This window comes from Pseudomonas sp. LB-090624 (assembly GCF_003205205.1).
Lineage (GTDB): Bacteria > Pseudomonadota > Gammaproteobacteria > Pseudomonadales > Pseudomonadaceae > Aquipseudomonas.
Genome location: NZ_QJRL01000004.1, coordinates 184,231 through 201,360, shown reverse-complemented (window position 1 = coordinate 201,360; position 17,130 = coordinate 184,231). Strand labels below are relative to the sequence as shown.

The 17,130-nt window shown below is 63.6% G+C and carries 18 protein-coding genes; 12 read left to right on the top strand and 6 right to left on the bottom strand.

What is annotated here, in order from left to right; all coding sequences use genetic code 11:
• Window positions 1-35: 35 nt before the first annotated feature.
• Complete coding sequence (locus tag DMX11_RS06605) at window positions 36-629, bottom strand: nitroreductase family protein (RefSeq protein WP_110743761.1); 594 nt, start codon at window positions 627-629, stop codon at window positions 36-38.
• 145 nt (window positions 630-774) lie between these two features.
• On the opposite strand from DMX11_RS06605, the gene DMX11_RS06600 reads away from it, so the two are divergent.
• A complete protein-coding gene (locus DMX11_RS06600; RefSeq protein WP_110743760.1) occupies window positions 775-1,224 on the top strand; it encodes a YcgN family cysteine cluster protein in 450 nt (149 codons plus the stop codon).
• Between the two features lie 41 nt (window positions 1,225-1,265).
• Window positions 1,266-2,474 carry a hypothetical protein gene (locus tag DMX11_RS06595; protein ID WP_110743759.1) on the top strand — a complete coding sequence of 403 codons (1,209 nt, stop codon included), beginning with the start codon at window positions 1,266-1,268 and terminating at the stop codon, window positions 2,472-2,474.
• Between the two features lie 70 nt (window positions 2,475-2,544).
• On the opposite strand, the gene DMX11_RS06590 is transcribed toward DMX11_RS06595, so the two are convergent.
• Complete coding sequence (locus DMX11_RS06590) at window positions 2,545-2,883, bottom strand: DUF2892 domain-containing protein (RefSeq protein ID WP_110743758.1); 339 nt, start codon at window positions 2,881-2,883, stop codon at window positions 2,545-2,547.
• 379 nt (window positions 2,884-3,262) lie between these two features.
• Here DMX11_RS06590 and DMX11_RS06585 point away from each other — a divergent pair, with 379 nt between their 5' ends.
• From DMX11_RS06585 to DMX11_RS06565, 5 genes are all read left to right on the top strand, one after another.
• On the top strand, window positions 3,263-3,979 hold the full coding sequence (locus tag DMX11_RS06585; RefSeq protein WP_110743757.1) for a GntR family transcriptional regulator: 717 nt from the start codon (window positions 3,263-3,265) through the stop codon (window positions 3,977-3,979).
• Window positions 3,980-4,040: 61 nt separating this feature from the next.
• Entirely contained in the window at window positions 4,041-5,360 is a 1,320-nt protein-coding gene (locus DMX11_RS06580; protein ID WP_110743756.1) for an FAD-binding oxidoreductase, read from the top strand.
• Window positions 5,361-5,543: 183 nt separating this feature from the next.
• Window positions 5,544-6,872 (top strand): MFS transporter, encoded by a 1,329-nt coding sequence (locus DMX11_RS06575; RefSeq protein WP_110743755.1) that lies wholly within the window; start codon window positions 5,544-5,546, stop codon window positions 6,870-6,872.
• A 71-nt stretch (window positions 6,873-6,943) separates the two neighbouring features.
• Window positions 6,944-7,837, top strand: a complete 894-nt coding sequence (locus DMX11_RS06570) for a dihydrodipicolinate synthase family protein (protein ID WP_110743754.1) — start codon at window positions 6,944-6,946, stop codon at window positions 7,835-7,837.
• 13 nt (window positions 7,838-7,850) lie between these two features.
• The gene (locus tag DMX11_RS06565; RefSeq protein ID WP_110743753.1) at window positions 7,851-9,341 is read left to right on the top strand and encodes an aldehyde dehydrogenase; all 1,491 of its coding nucleotides are present in this window, start codon (window positions 7,851-7,853) and stop codon (window positions 9,339-9,341) included.
• 104 nt (window positions 9,342-9,445) lie between these two features.
• Here the strand turns inward: DMX11_RS06565 and DMX11_RS06560 are convergent, their stop codons facing one another.
• Both DMX11_RS06560 and DMX11_RS06555 read right to left on the bottom strand, forming a co-directional pair.
• On the bottom strand, window positions 9,446-9,916 hold the full coding sequence (locus DMX11_RS06560) for an RNA methyltransferase (RefSeq protein WP_110743752.1): 471 nt from the start codon (window positions 9,914-9,916) through the stop codon (window positions 9,446-9,448).
• Window positions 9,917-9,987: 71 nt separating this feature from the next.
• Window positions 9,988-10,359, bottom strand: coding sequence for a YajD family HNH nuclease (locus DMX11_RS06555; RefSeq protein WP_003254676.1), 372 nt, complete (start codon window positions 10,357-10,359; stop codon window positions 9,988-9,990).
• A 133-nt stretch (window positions 10,360-10,492) separates the two neighbouring features.
• Here DMX11_RS06555 and DMX11_RS06550 point away from each other — a divergent pair, with 133 nt between their 5' ends.
• Complete coding sequence (locus DMX11_RS06550; protein ID WP_110743751.1) at window positions 10,493-10,771, top strand: hypothetical protein; 279 nt, start codon at window positions 10,493-10,495, stop codon at window positions 10,769-10,771.
• 47 nt (window positions 10,772-10,818) lie between these two features.
• Here the strand turns inward: DMX11_RS06550 and DMX11_RS06545 are convergent, their stop codons facing one another.
• On the bottom strand, window positions 10,819-12,861 hold the full coding sequence (locus DMX11_RS06545; protein WP_110743750.1) for a S9 family peptidase: 2,043 nt from the start codon (window positions 12,859-12,861) through the stop codon (window positions 10,819-10,821).
• Window positions 12,862-12,957: 96 nt separating this feature from the next.
• Between DMX11_RS06545 and DMX11_RS06540 the strand changes: the two genes are divergently transcribed.
• From DMX11_RS06540 to DMX11_RS06530, 3 genes are read left to right on the top strand one after another with little or no spacing between them, the layout of a single operon-like run.
• Complete coding sequence (locus DMX11_RS06540) at window positions 12,958-13,455, top strand: MFS transporter (protein WP_110743749.1); 498 nt, start codon at window positions 12,958-12,960, stop codon at window positions 13,453-13,455.
• Window positions 13,456-13,469: 14 nt separating this feature from the next.
• Complete coding sequence (locus DMX11_RS06535) at window positions 13,470-14,243, top strand: class II glutamine amidotransferase (RefSeq protein WP_110743748.1); 774 nt, start codon at window positions 13,470-13,472, stop codon at window positions 14,241-14,243.
• A 9-nt stretch (window positions 14,244-14,252) separates the two neighbouring features.
• On the top strand, window positions 14,253-14,774 hold the full coding sequence (locus tag DMX11_RS06530) for a DUF2937 family protein (protein ID WP_110743747.1): 522 nt from the start codon (window positions 14,253-14,255) through the stop codon (window positions 14,772-14,774).
• Between the two features lie 28 nt (window positions 14,775-14,802).
• Here the strand turns inward: DMX11_RS06530 and DMX11_RS06525 are convergent, their stop codons facing one another.
• Window positions 14,803-15,714 (bottom strand): LysR family transcriptional regulator, encoded by a 912-nt coding sequence (locus DMX11_RS06525; protein WP_110743746.1) that lies wholly within the window; start codon window positions 15,712-15,714, stop codon window positions 14,803-14,805.
• 129 nt (window positions 15,715-15,843) lie between these two features.
• Between DMX11_RS06525 and DMX11_RS06520 the strand changes: the two genes are divergently transcribed.
• A complete protein-coding gene (locus DMX11_RS06520; protein ID WP_110743745.1) occupies window positions 15,844-17,127 on the top strand; it encodes an MFS transporter in 1,284 nt (427 codons plus the stop codon).
• Window positions 17,128-17,130: the final 3 nt, after the last annotated feature.

The following is a 17,130-nucleotide window of genomic DNA, read 5'->3' as shown; positions in this document are numbered from 1 at the left end:
GGGCTCGCCCGCGAAGAGGCCGGCCTCCGCAAGGCTTACAGGCTGAAATCACCTTCGGCAGCCAGCTCGCTCAGCGGTTTGCGCGGGCTAGGCACTTCACGTGCCTGCAGTGCTTCATCCAGGCTGGCCTTGTCACCCAGCTTGCCGATCGCCACCATGGCATGCAGCACATAGCCTTCAGGAATCTTCAGTTCCTGACGTGCCAGGTCCTGGTCGAAACCGGCCATGCCATGGGTATGCCAGCCGCTGAGGCTGGCTTGCAGGGCCAGGTGCCCCCAGGCTGAGCCTGTGTCGAAGGTGTGCCACAGCGCCGGTTTTTCTTCCGTGGCGCCCGGGGCGGCGAAGGTGGTCTTGGAAATCACCAGGACCAGCGCCGACGCCTGTTGCGCCCAGCTGCGGTTGAACGGCACCAGCAGGCTCAGGTAACGCTCCCAGCTCGGCGTGTCACGGCGGGCGTACAGGAAGCGCCAAGGCTGTGAGTTGTACGCCGACGGCGCCCAGCGGGCGGCTTCCAGGAAGCTCAGCAGCGTCTCTTCGCTGATCGGCTCGGCGGTGAAGGCCCGTGGTGACCAGCGGTTGATGAACTGCTCGTTGATGGCGTAATCGGCAATGCGGGGGTTGGCGCTCATGACGGCTCCTGCATAAGAACGGGGAAAAGCGCACGCTACTGCCTCCCGTTGCGACTGACAAGCGGTCTGGCTTTGCCGAAGGCCAGGCTCTAGACTGGCGCCGCCGCGCGCCGTGGCCCCGAGATGACTGCAGGAAACCCGTGTAATGATCGCTGAAAACGCGCCGTTCTGGCGGCGCAAGACCCTCGAACAACTCGACCCGCAAGAGTGGGAGTCGCTGTGCGACGGCTGTGGCCTGTGCTGCCTGCAAAAGCTCGAGGACGAAGACGACAACAGCGTCTATTACACACGCATCGCCTGCAAGCTGCTGGACATGCAAACCTGCCAGTGCAGCGACTATCCCAATCGCTTTGCTCAGGTGCCAGACTGCATCCAGCTCACACCGGGCAAGGCCGACCAGTTCACCTGGCTGCCGAGCACCTGCGGTTACCGCCTGGTCAGCGAGGGTAAGGACCTGCCGGCCTGGCATCACCTGGTCTGTGGCGATCGCCAGCAGGTCCATGAACAGCGCATTTCCCAGTCGGGGCGTATGCTCAGGGAGCAGGACGTGCACGAAGACGACTGGGAAGACCACCTGATCTTCCGCGCCAGCTGACCCGCGCGGCCCGCTGCCACGGGGAAACAAGGAGTTTCTGTATGCGTTGCCAGCTGTTGCTGCTGTTGGGCCTGATGGCCAGCTCGCCGGCCTGGGCGAAAAAGGTCGACCTCGACTATCAGGTGCGCCTGTTACCAGCCAGTGGTCAGGCAGAAGTTCGCGTGACATTGGCCGAAGGCAGCGCCGTGCGCAGGCTGGACTTCGACCTGGGCAAAGCCGGCGCCTACAGCGGCTTCCAGGCTGACGGCCAATGGCAACTCAATGGCCAGCGTGGTGTGTGGCAGCCAGCGCCCGGCAAGACCAGCCTCAGTTACCGTGTGCAGTTGGACCAGAAACTCAGCAACGGCGCCTATTCATCGCGTATCACCCCGCATTGGGCGCTGTTCCTCGGCGACCAGTTGGTACCGCCTGCGCGCCTCGACCAGCAGGATGGGACCGAACTGGTCGCGCGCTTGGCATTCGACCTGCCCGAGGGCTGGAAAAGCATCGAGACGCCGTGGCCGCGCGTGGGCAAGGACAAGTTCCGTATCGACAATGTCTCGCGCCTGTTCGATCGCCCGACCGGCTGGATGCTCGCCGGCGACCTGGGCAGCCGCCGTGCCCGCCTGGGCGATACCGACGTGACCGTGGCCGCACCGGTGGGGCAGGGGATGCGGCGGATGGACAGCCTGACCTTGCTCACCTTCGTCTGGCCGCAATTGCAGGCGGTGTTCCCGCGCAAGCCGCCGAAGCTGCTGCTGGTGGGGGCGCGTGACGGTATGTGGCGCGGAGCGATGGCGGCCCAGGGCTCGCTGTACCTGCACAGTGGTCGGCCAATGGTCAGCGAGAACGGTAGCAGCCCGTTGCTGCGTGAAGTGGTGCAGCTGTTTGCACAAATCCGCGGGCGTGATGGCAGTGACTGGCTGGTGGAGAGCCTGACCGACTATTACGCCAGTGAGTTGTTGCGCCGTTCCGGTGGGGTGAGTGACGACCGTTACCAGGCTTGGCAGGCCCGCCTGAGCAAGCAGGGCGCCAAGGTAACCCGGCTCAAGGGGGAGCGTGCCACCCCGGCTCAGGTGGCCCGTGGCGTGATGCTGCTGCAAGCGCTGGACAAGGAAATACGCATCCATTCCCAGGCCAAGCGGTCGTTGGACGATGTGGTGCGCGGGCTGATGCGCCTGCCCAGCGTGAGCACCGAAGAGTTCGTGCAGATCAGCGAGAATGTGCTGGGGCGGCGTTCCGAGGTGTTGCAGAGCAAGGCGTTGCGTTAAGCATCCCTGTCGCCTATGCCAGCCTCTTCACAGGCACGCCCGCGAAGAGGCTGGCACAGGCGAAGCAAAATCAACTGGCGGACAGTGGATCCTTCCCTGTCACCGTCACCCCGCGTGTCGCCGCCTTGGCGCTGGCCTTCAACGCCGCCAGCTCCGAGGCACTGCGTTCGATATCCGAACGCAAGCGGTGGTATTCCTGCCGATGCTGCTGCCACCAGGCCTTGGTCGAGCAATGCCCGCTGACGCCACGGGCCACCGCCAGCCCTCCGACCACCATTTGCAGCAATCCAACCAGGCCGCCATGGCGGAGCCCCTTGCTGAACATCAGCGCGCCTCCCGCCAGAGAACCGACCCGTTCCAGGCCATGAACATTGTGCTGCGATGACGCAGCGGAATGAATATCGAGCATGGCAAGCCCTCCTTGTGAATGTAAGCAGCTGACCTGCAGGGCGGCGCCAGCGTTCATTCGGGTCGCCCGGCGGGCCCTGGGGCTTCAGGCAACGCCATGTGACCATGCTGTCCATCGCCGGGTGGTCGGTGCCGGGTTGTGGGCCGGTGCAGCGGTGAATTCCTGCACATTTGTCTGATCCGGATAATTACCTGTCCGGTTTGGCAATGCAGCCTCGAGGGTGTTTAATCTCCCCTCTAACCCCGCTGGAACCCTTGAAAACAAAGGGCCAGACAGTTTTCGCCGTTCATCGAAAATGCTGTAGACACATTGTCTAACAGTGCCCTATAGTCGTTATACAAATAGTAGACACAGCGCTATGACAACAAAGAAGGCCGCCATGAAAGCCAGTGTTCAACCCCTCACCGCCGACGTGCCGCAGGACCGCAAAGCCGTCCTCGCCGAAGCGCTGCGCCGTCGGATCCTCAGCATGGAGCTGGCGCCAGGTGCGGTGGTGGACGAGCTGGCCCTGTGCGATGAGTTTGGCCTGTCGCGCCCCCCGGTGCGTGAGCTGCTGCGCCAGATTGCCGCCGAAGGCTACATCGAACTGGAAGCTAACCGCGCCCCCCGTGTCGCCGCCATGAACCATGAGTCGCTGCACAGCTTCTACGTTGCTGCGCCGCTTATCTACGTGGCCACTACCCAGTTGGCCGCCACCTACGCCAGCGAAGCTGAAATCGAAGGGCTCAAGGCCATTCAGGCCCACTTCCGCCGCGCCATCGAAGAGCGCGACGTGGAAAACCGCGTGCTCTACAACGACGCCTTCCACCTGGAAATCGGCAAGATGGCGCACAACGACTACCTGCTGCCGAGCCTGCGTCGCCTGCTGATCGACCATACCCGGCTGGGCAAGATTTTCTACCGCCACCCGACCACCGATGACATGCAGCGCGACCTTGAAGTGGCCTGCGACCAGCACGACCAGATGATCCAGGCCATCGAGCGCCGCGACCCGCAAAGCGCTGGCCAGTTGGTGCGCGAACATTTCGAGCTGTCCCGCCGGCGCATGGCCGAATACGCCGCACCGCAAGGGCTGGATGTACCGATTCAACTATGAGTTACCCCGGTCAGGCCGTCGGCGCTGACCCACCGTCGACAACAAGAACCAGGTTAGTGAGATGACAAGAATAAGTTCGTTACCTGCCGATGATGCCACCTGTGGTTGGTATCACCTGAGCAAGCCCCGCACGCCAAGGGCGGCCCACAGTGGCCACAGCCAGGCCCGCTGGGTGGTGGTCGGCGCCGGTTTTACCGGCTTGGCCGCCGCGCGTCAGCTGGCGACGAACTTTCCGGATGACGAGATCGTGTTGATCGAGGCGCAGGAGGTTGGCTTTGGCACCTCCGGGCGTAACGCCGGCTTTGCCATTGACCTGCCGCACGATATCGGCGCCGAGGACTACATCGGCGACATCGACATCGCCAAGACCGTGCTCAAGCTCAACCTGGGTGGCCAGTCCTACCTCAAGGAGCTGATCGAGCGCTACGACATCGAGTGCCAGTTCCGCCATTGCGGCAAGTACCAGGCCGCCGTCGAGGGTCGTGGCATCGCCGTGCTGGATGCCTATCGGCGTGGCCTGGATAAACTCGGCCAACCCTACGAAGTGATCGAAGGGCGCGACCTGCCCGAGCACATCGGTACGCATTTCTACCGCAAAGGCCTGTTTACCCCCGGTACCGCCTTGCTGCAACCCTCGGCGCTGGTCAAAGGCCTGGCCGACAGCCTGCCGGGCAATGTCTCGCTGTATGAGCACACGCCGATCACCGAGGTCGAGTACGGTGACAAGGTGGTGCTGCGACACGCCAAGGGCTCGATCACCGCCGAAAAATTGGTGCTGACCACCAATGCCTTCGGCATGAGCTTCGGCTTCCTCAAGGGCCGCATGCTGCCGGTGTTCACCTACGGCAGCATTACCCGCCCGCTGACCGAGGAAGAGCAGGCCCGCCTGGGCGGCAAACCCTATTGGGGCGTGATCCCCGCAGACCCGTTCGGCACCACCATGCGCCGTACTGTCGACAACCGCCTGTTGATCCGCAACAGCTTCAGCTACAACCCCGACGGGCGCAGCAACCGCAAATACCTGGCGCGCTTCGTCGAGCGTCACCGCGAATCGTTCGCCCGGCGTTTCCCGATGTTGCCCGGCGTTGACTTCGAATACACCTGGGGCGGTGCACTGGCCTTGTCGCGTAATCACATGGGTTTCTTTGGCAAGTTGGCGCCCAATGTGGTCGGCGCATTGTGCTGCAATGGCCTGGGCGTTACTCGCGGTACGGTCACCGGCAAGTTGCTGGCCGACTGGCTGGCCGGTGACAAGAACGCACTGATCGAATTTTTGCTGAATGCCCCCGGGCCTTGCTCGAACCCGCCGCAGCCCTTGGTTTCACTGGGTTTGAACGCCAACCTGATGTGGGGGCAGTTCCGCGCTGGCAAAGAAAGCTGATCGATAGCAGGTTTCAGGCATAGAACAGATATGTCGGCATTCGATTCGCCGGCACGGGCTCACTCAGCCCGAAATTGATGGCCGGTAGTAATTACCGGGTACCCCGGGGCTGAACAGTGTTTTCAGTTTCGCGGAGGCGCTCGCCTTGAATATGTGCATGTAGCAGAAATGGTAGGAACAATAATGACAAGTCCGAATGTTTCGATTGAAGATGTACCGATCAACAACTTTCACCAGTTGCTGACCTTGCGTTCCGGTGGCGGCTCGTTCGTTGACGGCTATGTACTGAGCCTCATCGGCGTGGCCATGGTGCAGATGTCTGCGGGCCTGAGCCTGACCAGTTTCTGGCAAGGCATGATCGCCGCGTCGGCGCTGATCGGCATTTTCTTCGGAGGCTTCTTCGGCGGTTGGCTGACCGACCGCTTCGGCCGCAAGCGCGTGTTCTTCGTCGGCCCGACCCTGTTCATCCTGGCCTCGCTGGCGCAGTTCTGGGTGGAGTCTGCACTGGCGTTGTTCCTGCTGCGTTTTGCCATCGGTATTGCAGTGGGCATCGAGTACCCCGTGGCGACATCGCTGCTGGTGGAGTTTTTGCCGAAGAAAAACCGTGGCCCGCGCCTGGCCACCCTGACCGTGCTGTGGTTCGCCGGTGCTGCCACCGCCTACATGGTCGGGGAAGCAATCCTGCGCCACGGCGGTGAGGATGCCTGGCGCCTGGTGCTGGCCAGTGCCGCAGTGATCGGCGCGCTGCTGTTCGCCATCCGTCTCGGCACACCGGAGTCGCCACGCTGGCTGATCAGCAAAGGCCGCTCGGCCGAGGCCGAACAGGTGATCAAGCGCGTGTACGGCAACAACTTCTCGCTGCAGAACCTGCCGGAAGAACCCAAGACCCGCAAGCTGTCGCTCCTCAGCCTGCTGCACTCCGGCTACGGCAAACGCATGCTGTTCGTGACCATGTTCTGGACCTGCTCAGTGATCCCGGTGTTTGCCGTATACGCTTTCGCTCCGAAAGTGTTGGGCGCGCTCAACCTGAAAGGGGACTGGGCAGCCATCGGTTCAGTCGCCATCACTTGCCTGTTCGTGGTCGGTTGCATCATCGGCACCCGCCTGCTGAACACCATCGGGCGCCGTACCACGCTGCTGCACAGCTTCTTCTGGTCAGGGCTGGCGCTGCTCGGCCTGGGTGCTTTCAGCAACGGCAACGAGATGCTCATCCTCGCCCTATTCGGCGCTTACGCGCTGTTCATCGGCGGCGCCCAGGTGCTGCAGCTGGTCTACCCCAACGAGTTGTTTCCCACCGAGATTCGCGCTGGCGCGGTAGGTGTAGGCACCTCGATGTCGCGTGTCGGCGCGGCCGTCGGCACCTGGCTGGTCCCCATCGCGCTGGAGAGCTACGGCATTGGCGCGACCATGTACGCCGCCGCCGCCGTGACCTTCGTCGGCTTGGCCTTCTCGGTCGCGCTGGCCCCGGAAACCCGTTCCCTGAACCTGCAGCAAGCGGCTTCGCTGAGCTGAAACCTTACAACCCACCGCAGCGTGGTTGCTGCGGGCCTTACAACACTGAGCAACGCACTGGAGAACCTACCGTGAAATTCGAAGGCATCTACACCCCGGCAATCACTCCGCTGGCTGCGGACGGCTCGATCGACAAGGCGGCGTTCGCCGAGGTCCTCGAATACCTGGTCGAATCGAAAATCCACGGCGTCATCATTGGTGGCTCCACCGGCGAGTACTACGCCCACACCACCCAGGAACGCATCGACCTGGCGGCCCAGGCCAAGGACGTGCTCAATGGCCGCCTGCCGCTGATCGTCGGTACCGGCGGCATCCGCACCGAAGACGCCGTGGCCTTCGCCCAGCACGCCAAGGAAATCAAGGCTGACGCGCTGCTGGTCGGCACCCCGCCGTACGCGCTGCCGACCCAGCAGGAAATCGCCCTTCACGTCAAAGCCGTCGACGCCGCCGCCGGCCTGCCGATCATGCTCTACAACTACCCAGGCCGCATGAGCGTGAGCATGGGCGAAGCGTTCTTCGACGCCGTTGCCGACGTGAAGAACATCGTTGCCATCAAGGAAAGCTCCGGTGATATGGCCCAGCTGCACCGCCTGGCCATCCACCGCCCGAACATTCAGCTGTCGTGCGGTTGGGACGACCAGGCCCTGGAATTCTTCGCCTGGGGCGCCAAGAGCTGGGTCTGCGCCGGCTCCAACTTCATCCCCCGCGAGCACGTGGCCCTGTATGAGGCCTGCGTGATCGAGAAGGACTTCGACAAAGGCCGCAAGATCATGGCCGCCATGATGCCGCTGATGGACTTCCTCGAAGGTGGCAAGTTCGTCCAGGCGATCAAGAACGGTGTGGCCCTCAACGGCCTGAAGACCGGCGGCGTGCGCAAGCCGCTGTACGACCTGGACGATGCCGAGAAGCAAGCGCTCAAGCGCGTGGTCACCGAACTGAAAGCCACCATCGCCCAGATCAAATAAGGAGGCCGTCAAAATGGCTGATTTGCTGAGCAAGGAACAATACGCGGCCATCGCCGCCGACCTGCAACTGCGCACCAAGGCGTTCATCGACGGTGAATTCCGCGATGCCATCTCTGGCCGCACCTTCGTCACCAGCAACCCGGCTACCGGCAAGCAGCTGGCTGAGGTCGCCGCTTGCGACGTCAATGACGTGAACGTCGCCGTGGCCGCGGCCAAGCGTGTGTTCGAAGCGGGCACCTGGTCGAAGATGCAGCCGAACGACCGCAAGCATGTGCTGCAGAAGTTCGCCCAACTGCTGGAAGACAACGCCCACGAGCTGGCAGTGCTGGAAGCGCTGGACAGCGGCAAGCCGGTCAGCGAGTGCCAGACCGTCGACGTGCCGGAAACCATCCACACCATCCGCTGGCACGCCGAGCTGATCGACAAGATCTACGACGCCACAGCGCCCACCGGCAACGCGGCCGTGACCATGGTGGTACGTGAAGCCATCGGTGTGGTCGGCCTGGTGCTGCCATGGAACTTCCCGCTGCTGATGCTGGCGTGGAAGATTGCCCCGTCCCTGGCCGCCGGTTGCTCGATCGTGGTCAAGCCGGCCAAGGAAACCACCCTCAGCGCCTTGCGCGTGGCCGAACTGGCCCACGAGGCCGGTATTCCTGCTGGCGTGTTCAACCTGGTGCCAGGCGGTGGCCGTGAAGTGGGCGAAGCCATCGGCCGCCACATGGACATCCCGATGGTCAGCTTTACCGGGTCCACCGACACCGGCCGCCTGTTCCTGAAATACGCTGCCGAGTCCAACCTCAAGCGCATCGTCCTGGAACTGGGTGGCAAGAACCCGGCCGTGGTCATGAACGACTGCGAAGACCTGGACGAAGTGGCCCAGTTCGTCACTGCCGGTGCGTTCTGGAACATGGGCGAAAACTGTTCTGCCTCGTCGCGCCTGATCGTCCACAAGGACGTCAAGGACGAGCTGCTGGGCCTGATCGCCAAGCACCTGAAGGACTGGAAGCTCGGCGACCCGCTCGACCCGGACAACCGCCTGGGCGCCATGGTCAGCAAGTCGCACTTCGAAAAGGTGAAGTCGTACCTGGAATACGCTGCCGAGCAGAAACTCAGCATCGTTCAGGGCGGCGAAACCGAGGAAGGCGTCTTCGTGCAGCCGACCATCGTCGACAACGTTGGCCGTGACAACAAGCTGTTCGTCGAGGAAATCTTTGGCCCGGTGCTGAGCGTGACCAGCTTCGAGACCATCGACGAGGCGATCGAGCTGGCCAACGATACCGTCTATGGCCTGGCGGCTTCGGCCTACACCGGCAGCCTGCGCAATGCGCTGCGCCTGTCGCGTGAAATCCGCGCGGGCGTGGTGACGGTCAACTGCTTCGGCGAAGGTGATGTCACCACGCCGTTCGGTGGCTACAAGGAGTCAGGCTTCGGTGGGCGCGACAAGTCCATCTGGGCCCATGACCAATACACGGAGCTGAAGACCATCTGGATCAACGCTTCGTGATCTGAGCAACACCGGTGCTGTTCTGACGGAGCTCAGCACCTGGCCGCTTTTGGAGTGGCTGTGCCGGCCAGTAGGCCGGTCCAGACACTGCAAAGGCGGTTTTTTTACTTGAACCGGGGCCCCGAGCGGGTATTCAGCCCCTTGGCCATGCGGTCGTACAACACCACATTCACTGTCGCCGCCAGGTTCATGCAGCCCTCGGTTGGTATGTAGATGGTTTCTTCACACCACTCTCGCACTTCCTCGCTCAGCGTGCCGTCCTCCGGTCCGAAGATGTAGATGGCCCGGTCCGGATGGGTGTACTCCGGCAGCGGTCGCGCACCTTCCACCAACTCCACCGCCACGGGCGTGCAGCCCAGCGGGATGATGCGCTGCAGGTCATCGATGCCAATCAGCGGGATGTCGTAGTGCACGCGCTTGGTGTCGGTGACGAAGTCACGGGCGCGTTCATACCGTTTGCCGGTGTAGAACACCGAATTGACGCCATAGCAGCCCGCGGCGCGCATCACCGAGCCGACGTTTTCGGGTGATTTGGGGTTGAACAGGCCGATGCAGCTGTATCGTTTGTTTGCCACGTACCGGGGCCCTTCGCGAAAAAAGCGCGATTATACGGGCTGCCCGGTAGCAGCGGGGCGCGAATCGATGGTCAGTCTTTCTTCAACATGCCAGCCAGCCCGGCGAAGGGGTTATGCGTAGCCTTGGCGATGCTCGGGGTGCTGGTGGAGCCTTCACTGAAGTACTGCTGGTCGGTGTAGCGCGAGTGCTCGTTGTCGTGGCAGTACAGGCACAGCAGCTCCCAGTTGGAGCCGTCCTGCGGGTTGTTGTCGTGGTTGTGGTCCCGGTGGTGCACGGTCAGCTCGCTCAGGCGCTTGCCGGCGAACTCGCGAGCGCAACGGCCGCACACGTGCGGGTACATTCTGAGGGCCTTGTCGCGGTAGCCCATTTCCTTGTCGCGCTTGGCATCGGCGAGGATGCGGTCCAGGCGCGCGGTGGCAGCGGCGGAAGAGGTGGAGCTCATGGGTGTTTCCTTTGTTCTGATCAGGCAGATGACGGTTATGCCATTGAGTCTAGCGCGCTTGCAGGGCGGGCGGACAGGCGCAAGCCCGGATTTAGGCGTAGCCTGTAGGAAGGTTCCCGACAGGAGGTTGCTGATGTTGCACGCGATCCTCGCTGTGCTGTTGCTGGCTGGCCTGCCCATGGCCGAAGCCGCCAGCACGCCACCCCGGCTGAATACGCCGGTGCCCGGTGCGCCGGGTACGCCGACGCCCACGCCATACCCGCAGATAACCCCGAGTACGCCGCCCAAGGCTTATGACAGCCAGCCGGGTGCGCCCTTGTTGCCGCCGATGCCGGTGCCCGGCCCGCCGAAGGACCAGCCACTGCCCGGGTTGCGGCCGGAGCCGCCGAAGCCGGTTGTGGACGATGATTGACAGGCGCAAGCGGGGGGCGCTTGGGGCGCAACGCGCCCCCAGCTACCTCAAACGATCCCCAGCTCGCCAAACACGAATGCATATTCCAGCGCCACATCCTTCAACCCTTGGTAGCGCCCGCTCATCCCGCCATGCCCAGCCCCCATCTCGGTCTTGAGCAACAGCAGGTTGCTGTCGGTCTTGCGCGTACGCAACCGCGCCACCCACTTGGCCGCTTCCCAGTACTGCACGCGGCTGTCGTTGTAACCTGCCACCACCAGCATCGCCGGGTAGGCCTGGGCCATCACGTTTTCGTACGGCGCATACGCCTTGATCCGCTCGTAGACCTCAGGGTCTTCAGGGTTGCCCCATTCGTCATACTCGGTCACGGTCAGCGGTAACTCGGGGTCGAGCATGGTATTGAGCACGTCGACGAATGGCACTTCGGCGATCGCGCAGCGGAACAGCTCGGGGCGCAGGTTGAGCACCGCACCGATCAGCAGGCCGCCGGCACTGCCGCCACTGATGGCCAACCGATCGGCTGCAGTCACCCCCTCGGCGATCAGGTGTTCGGCACAGGCGATGAAGTCACTGAAGGTGTTTTGCTTGTGCTCCTGCTTGCCGGCGCGGTACCAGGCCTCGCCCAGTTCGCCGCCGCCACGTACATGGGCAATGGCAAAGGCCACGCCGCGCTGTAGCAGGCTCAGGCGCGCATGCGAGAACCACGGGTCGAGGCTTTCGCCATAGGCGCCATAGCCGTACAGGTAAAGCGGCACGGTCTGCCCCACGTCCTGGCGGCGGCGCACCAGGCTGATCGGCACGCGCGTGCCGTCGGCGGCAGTGGCCCACAGGCGCTCGCTGACGTAGTCGTCGGCATCGAACGCACCCAGCACCGGGGTTTGCTTGAGCACCACCTGTGCCCCTGTTGCCAGCTCCAGCTGGCGTACCTGGGCCGGGCGGTTGAGGGCTTCGTAGCGCAAGCGCAGGCGTGCGCTGGCGAACTCCAGGCTGTCTTGAACGTACAGGCTGTAGGCGGCATCCGGCAGCTCGACGCGGTAGGCCGGCAGGCCCTGCGGGCGTACTTCGATGATCGGCAGGCCGCCTTCGCGCAGGCTCAGGGTCAGGGCGCCAGCGTTCAGGCTCAGCCCTTCGAGCATGATCGCGTCGCGGTGCGGCACCAGCACTTGCCATTGCCCGCGGCTTGGCACCGGCACAACCGGGGCGTGGTAAAGGGCGAAGTTGATGCCGTCCTGGTTGGTGCGGATGAACCAACGCCATTCGCCGTCAAGCTGGCCATGGTCGGGGAAATACTCGTGGCCTTCGACGCGCGGCGCCAGGCAGGTGAATGGCGCCTGTGGGGTTTCGGCGTCCAGCACCCAGGCTTCGCAGGTGGTCTTGCTGTTCAGCAGCAGCACCAGCTGGCGCTCGGAACTGGTGCGGTAGCAGTGCAGGAAGAACCGCCCGTCAGGCTCTTCGAACACGGTCTGTGCGCCCTCGCTGCCCAAGGTGTGGCGGCGCAGGCGCCATGGCCGATGGGTGTCGTCCAGCTCGGCGAAGAACAGCGTCTGGCTGTCATTGGCCCAGGTCAGGCTGCCGTCGCAGTCGTCGAAGGGCAGGGCGGTGACGTCGTCGCTGGCCAGGTCCTTGACGTACAGGGTGTAGATCTCGTCGCCGCTGGTGTCGAGGCTATAGGCCAGCAGGCGGTGGTCGGGGCTGACGTTGAATGCACCGAGCGAGAGGAAACCTCCGTTCGCCAGGGCGTTGGGGTCTAGCAGCAGCTGCTCCTGGGTTTCATCGACGGTATTGGAACCGTCGGCCGGGCGCGGGCAGCGATAGTGGCGCGGATATTCGTCGCCAGCGGTGGTGCGGGTGTAATACAGGTAGGGGCCCCACGGGGAGGGCAACGACAGGTCGGTTTCCTGGATGCGGCCCTTGATCTCTTCGAACAACTGCTCGCGCAGCGGCGCCTGGTCGGCCAGGCAGGCCTCCTGGTAGGCGTTTTCGGCCTGCAGGTAGGCGAGCACCTCGGGGGTGTCGCGCTGTTGCAGCCAGGCGTATGGGTCGGTACCTGAGTCGGCCTGGGCAATCGGGGGTAGGGGCTTGGTTGGCATTGAGGATCTCTTGTTGGGGCCGCCACAGGCAAACACTGCCTGCGCCCGGAAAAGTGTTTATCATAGGCAACTCTTTGCCTGGCTTGCACGAACACCATGATCGAGAACGACTACACCTTCGCTTGGGGCCTGTACGCAGTTGCCGCCCTGGGCTGCCTGCTGGTGGGCTTCAAACTCACCGGGTGGATGTGGCGCTGGCTGCGCGAACCGCTGCGGGTGCTGCTGGCGGTGCTGCTGCTGACCCCGACCATCGTCGACCCGGCCAAGGAAAGCTTCGCCCCGGCCATCGCCATCACCGCCCTGGATGTCGCCTTCAAGGTCGGCAACAATGCCTGGCGTGCGGTGTCCGACTTCGCCATGTACGGAATGATCGCCTTCGGCCTGTACTTTCTTTTCGTGCTGGTGCGCTGGCCGTTGGAAAAGCGCGCCCGCGAGCGCCGTGCCCAAGCCGAAGCCGCTGCCCAGCGCCAGGCGGCCGAAGACGACCAGCTCGCTGCCCAGGCGCCGCTGGCGGCCGAGCGCCGCGACCGTTACCGTGACGACCCACCGCCAGCCGCCCCGCGTGGCAATGGCCGGGTCGAGCCCCGTCTGTAAGCGGAGACACAGCCATGTGCGAACTGCTGGGCATGAGTGCCAACGTCCCCACCGACATCGTCTTCAGCTTCACCGGGCTGATGCAGCGCGGTGGTCGTACCGGCCCGCACCGTGACGGCTGGGGTATCGGCTTTTACGAAGGGCGTGGCCTGCGCCTGTTCCAGGACCCGGCCGCCAGCAGCGAGTCGGAAGTGGCCAACCTGGTGCAGCGCTACCCGATCAAGAGCGAAGTGGTGATCGGCCATATCCGCCAGGCCAACATCGGCAAGGTGTGCCTGTCCAACACCCACCCGTTCGTGCGCGAAATGTGGGGCCGCAACTGGTGCTTTGCGCACAACGGCCAGTTGGGCGAGTTCAAGGGCCTGGCCAGTTTCTACCGGCCGGTGGGCGACACCGACAGCGAAGCGGCTTTCTGCGACCTGCTCAACCGCATCCGCAGCGCCTTCCCCGAGCCGGTCCCGGTGGAACAGCTGCTGCCGGTGCTGGTCGAAGCCTGTGCCGGCTACCGCGGCCAGGGTGTATTCAACTGCATGCTCAGCGATGGCGACTGGCTGTTCTGCTTCTGCTCCACCAAGTTGGTGCACATTACCCGCCGTGCGCCGTTTGGTGCAGCACGCTTGAAGGATGTCGACCTGATCGTCGATTTTCATACCGAAACGACCCCCAACGACGTGGTCACGGTGATCGCCACCGAGGCCCTGACCGAGAACGAGACCTGGCAGCGCTACGAGCCGGGTCAGTGGGCCCTGTGGCGGCACGGAGAGTGCACAGCGCACGGCCAGAGCTAAGGACGCTGCATGTTCAGAAGTTACCTGCGGTTGCTGCTGTTCACCTTCGGCCTGCTGGCCGGCATCCAGGTCCCGGGGCTGGTCAAGGACTACAGCCAGCGGGTCGAGGCGCACCTGTTCGAGTCGCGTGAAGCACTGGATGGCTTCAAACAGACTGCGGAGCGCTTCTTCAATGGCGACTTGCAAGCACTGTTGCGGCATTACCGCAGCAGTGACGACCCGGTGTTCAACAGTGATGCCAACAGCATCGAAAGCCTGATGATCCGCAACCAGCTGCTGGAAAACGAGTGGCAGGCGCTGCAAGGGCCCTGGGCCGAGCGTACCTGGCATGTGCTGGTGCAGGCCGATCCGCAGTTGCGTGATGAAACCCTGAACGGCTACAGCTACCAGATCCTGCTGGTGCCCGAGGCGGTTGGCTGGGGCGTTGGTGCAGGTTTCGTGCTGGCGTTTGTGGTCGAGAGCCTGTTGCTGGGGGTTGGCTGGCTGATCCTGGGCGGGCGGCGCAGGGTGGTGAAAGAGAGCTGGCGCTAAGTTCTGTGGTACAGGCAGAAACTGTCGTTCAGACCAGTACGATCCGCTGCCCACCCACATCCCGCGCATACCGCTCCAGCACTTGCCGGCACACCCCGACCACTTCATCCACCAGCGCCACCCCGGTCTGCCAGGCCACCACCAGTTCCAGGCTCGACGGCGGTTGCAGCCCTTCCAGCAATACCAGCTCGCCTCGGCTCAGCTCGGCATCCACCAGCGCTGGCGGCAATGCGCCAATGCCAAAGCCGTCCCGCAGCAGCCGGGTAATCGCCGCCACCGAGTTCACGCAGTTCAGGCGTGGCGTCTCGGCGCCCGCAGCCTGCAGCAGGCTCAGCACCTCCTGGTGCGGCCGCGAGTTCTTCGAGAAGGTGATGATCCGCTCACGCCCAAGCTCGGCCAGCGAGGCGTAGTCGCGGTGCTGGTGCGAGCCGGCGGCCACCACCCAGCCCATTGGATAGCGTGCCAGGTCGAGGCTGCGGATCGACTGTTCGCGCAGCAGGTCGGTCTGCAGGATCACATCGAGAAAGCCCTTCTGCAGCTGCTCGCGCAGGTTCAGCGCGGTATCGGCGACCAGCTCGATTTCCACCTGCGGGTAGCGTTCGGTCAGCTCGGCCACCAGCGCGTTCATCCAGGTATGGATCACCGTGTCCATCACCCCGATGCGAATGCGCCCGACCTTGGCGCGGTCGCTGCCCAGCGATTGCTTCATGGCCTCGGCGGTTTCCAGCATGCGCTCGGCATATTCCAGCACCTTGCCGCCTTCCGGGGTCAGGCTGACGCCACGAGAGTCGCGCAGCAGCAGCTTTACCCCCAGGTCGGCCTCGAGCGCCGCAATGCGGCTGGAGACCGAGGCCTGGGTGGTGAACAGCTTTTCCGCAGTCAGGCGGAAGCTCTTGAGGCGGGCGACCCAGACAAAGGTTTCGAGGAAGCGAAGGTTCATGATCAGTTTTTCTTGTTCCAGACCGGCGATTTTTCTCGTTGGACGCAGGCGTCGCAGCCTCTGAACATGGCGCTCAGGCCGCGACGTTTCAGGTCGCCCATAAAACAATACCAACAAGCCGAGGCAAGCATGAACCCCACCGGCGTGCAGCAGGTCAGTTCCCCCTCTTCGTCCGGGCCTTTCGCCTGGTATCGCGACATCGACTCACAGCAACGGCGCACCTTCTGGAGCTGCAAGATCGGCTATGGCCTGGACGGCATGGACACGCAAATGCTCAGCTTCGTCATTCCCACGCTGATCATGCTGTGGGGCATCACCACCACCGAAGCCGGGCTGATCCACACCAGCACACTGATCGCCTCGGCCGTGGGTGGCTGGATCGCGGGCATCCTTTCCGACCGCATCGGCCGAGTGCGTACCCTGCAACTGACGGTGCTGTGGTTTGCCTTTTTCACCTTCCTCTGCGGTTTTGCCCAGAACTACGAGCAGTTGCTGATCGCCCGCACCCTGATGGGCTTCGGCTTTGGTGGCGAATGGACTGCGGGCGCAGTGCTGATCGGTGAAGTGATCCGCGCCCAGGACCGTGGCAAGGCGGTGGGCATGGTGCAGTCCGGCTGGGCCATCGGCTGGGGGCTCACCGCCATCCTCTACGCGCTGCTGTTCTCCTGGCTGCCGCCAGAGCAGGCCTGGCGTGCGCTGTTCCTGCTGGGGCTGGTGCCGGCGATTTTCGTGATCTTCGTCCGCCGCCTGGTCAAGGACCCGGAGGTTTATCGCAAGGCCAAGGCAGCGGAAGCCGCCGAGGCGCCGTCGCACTTCTACGAAATCTTTGCCTCGGGCATGCTCTGGACCACCGTGCGCGCGTCGCTGCTGACCACCGGTGCGCTGGGCGGATACTACGCCATCACCTCGTGGCTGCCGACCTTCCTCAAGCAAGAGCGCGGCCTGAGTGTGCTGGGTACCGGTGGCTACCTGGCCATGGTGATCGTCGGCTCGTATGTGGGTTATGTGGTCAGTGCGTACCTGTCCGACCTGCTGGGGCGCAAGAAAAACTTCATCCTGTTTGCCGTGGGCTCGTTCGTGATCGTGTTGCTGTACACGCAAATGCCGGTCAGCGACGGGGTGATGCTGTGGCTGGGCTTCCCGCTGGGCTTCTTTGCCTCGGGCATATTCAGTGGCATGGGCGCGTTCCTCACCGAACTGTTCCCCACGCGCATCCGCGGTTCAGGGCAGGGCTTTTGCTACAACATCGGCAAGGTCATTGCGGCGCTGTTCCCGCTGCTTATCGGCGTGCTCGGCCAGAAGGTGCCGCTGGGCGTGGGCATAGGAGTGTTTTCTGCCGTGTCCTATGGCGTGGTGATCGTGGCGGCATTGAGCCTGCCGGAAACACGCGGCAAACAGCTGCAGGCAAGGTAAGGT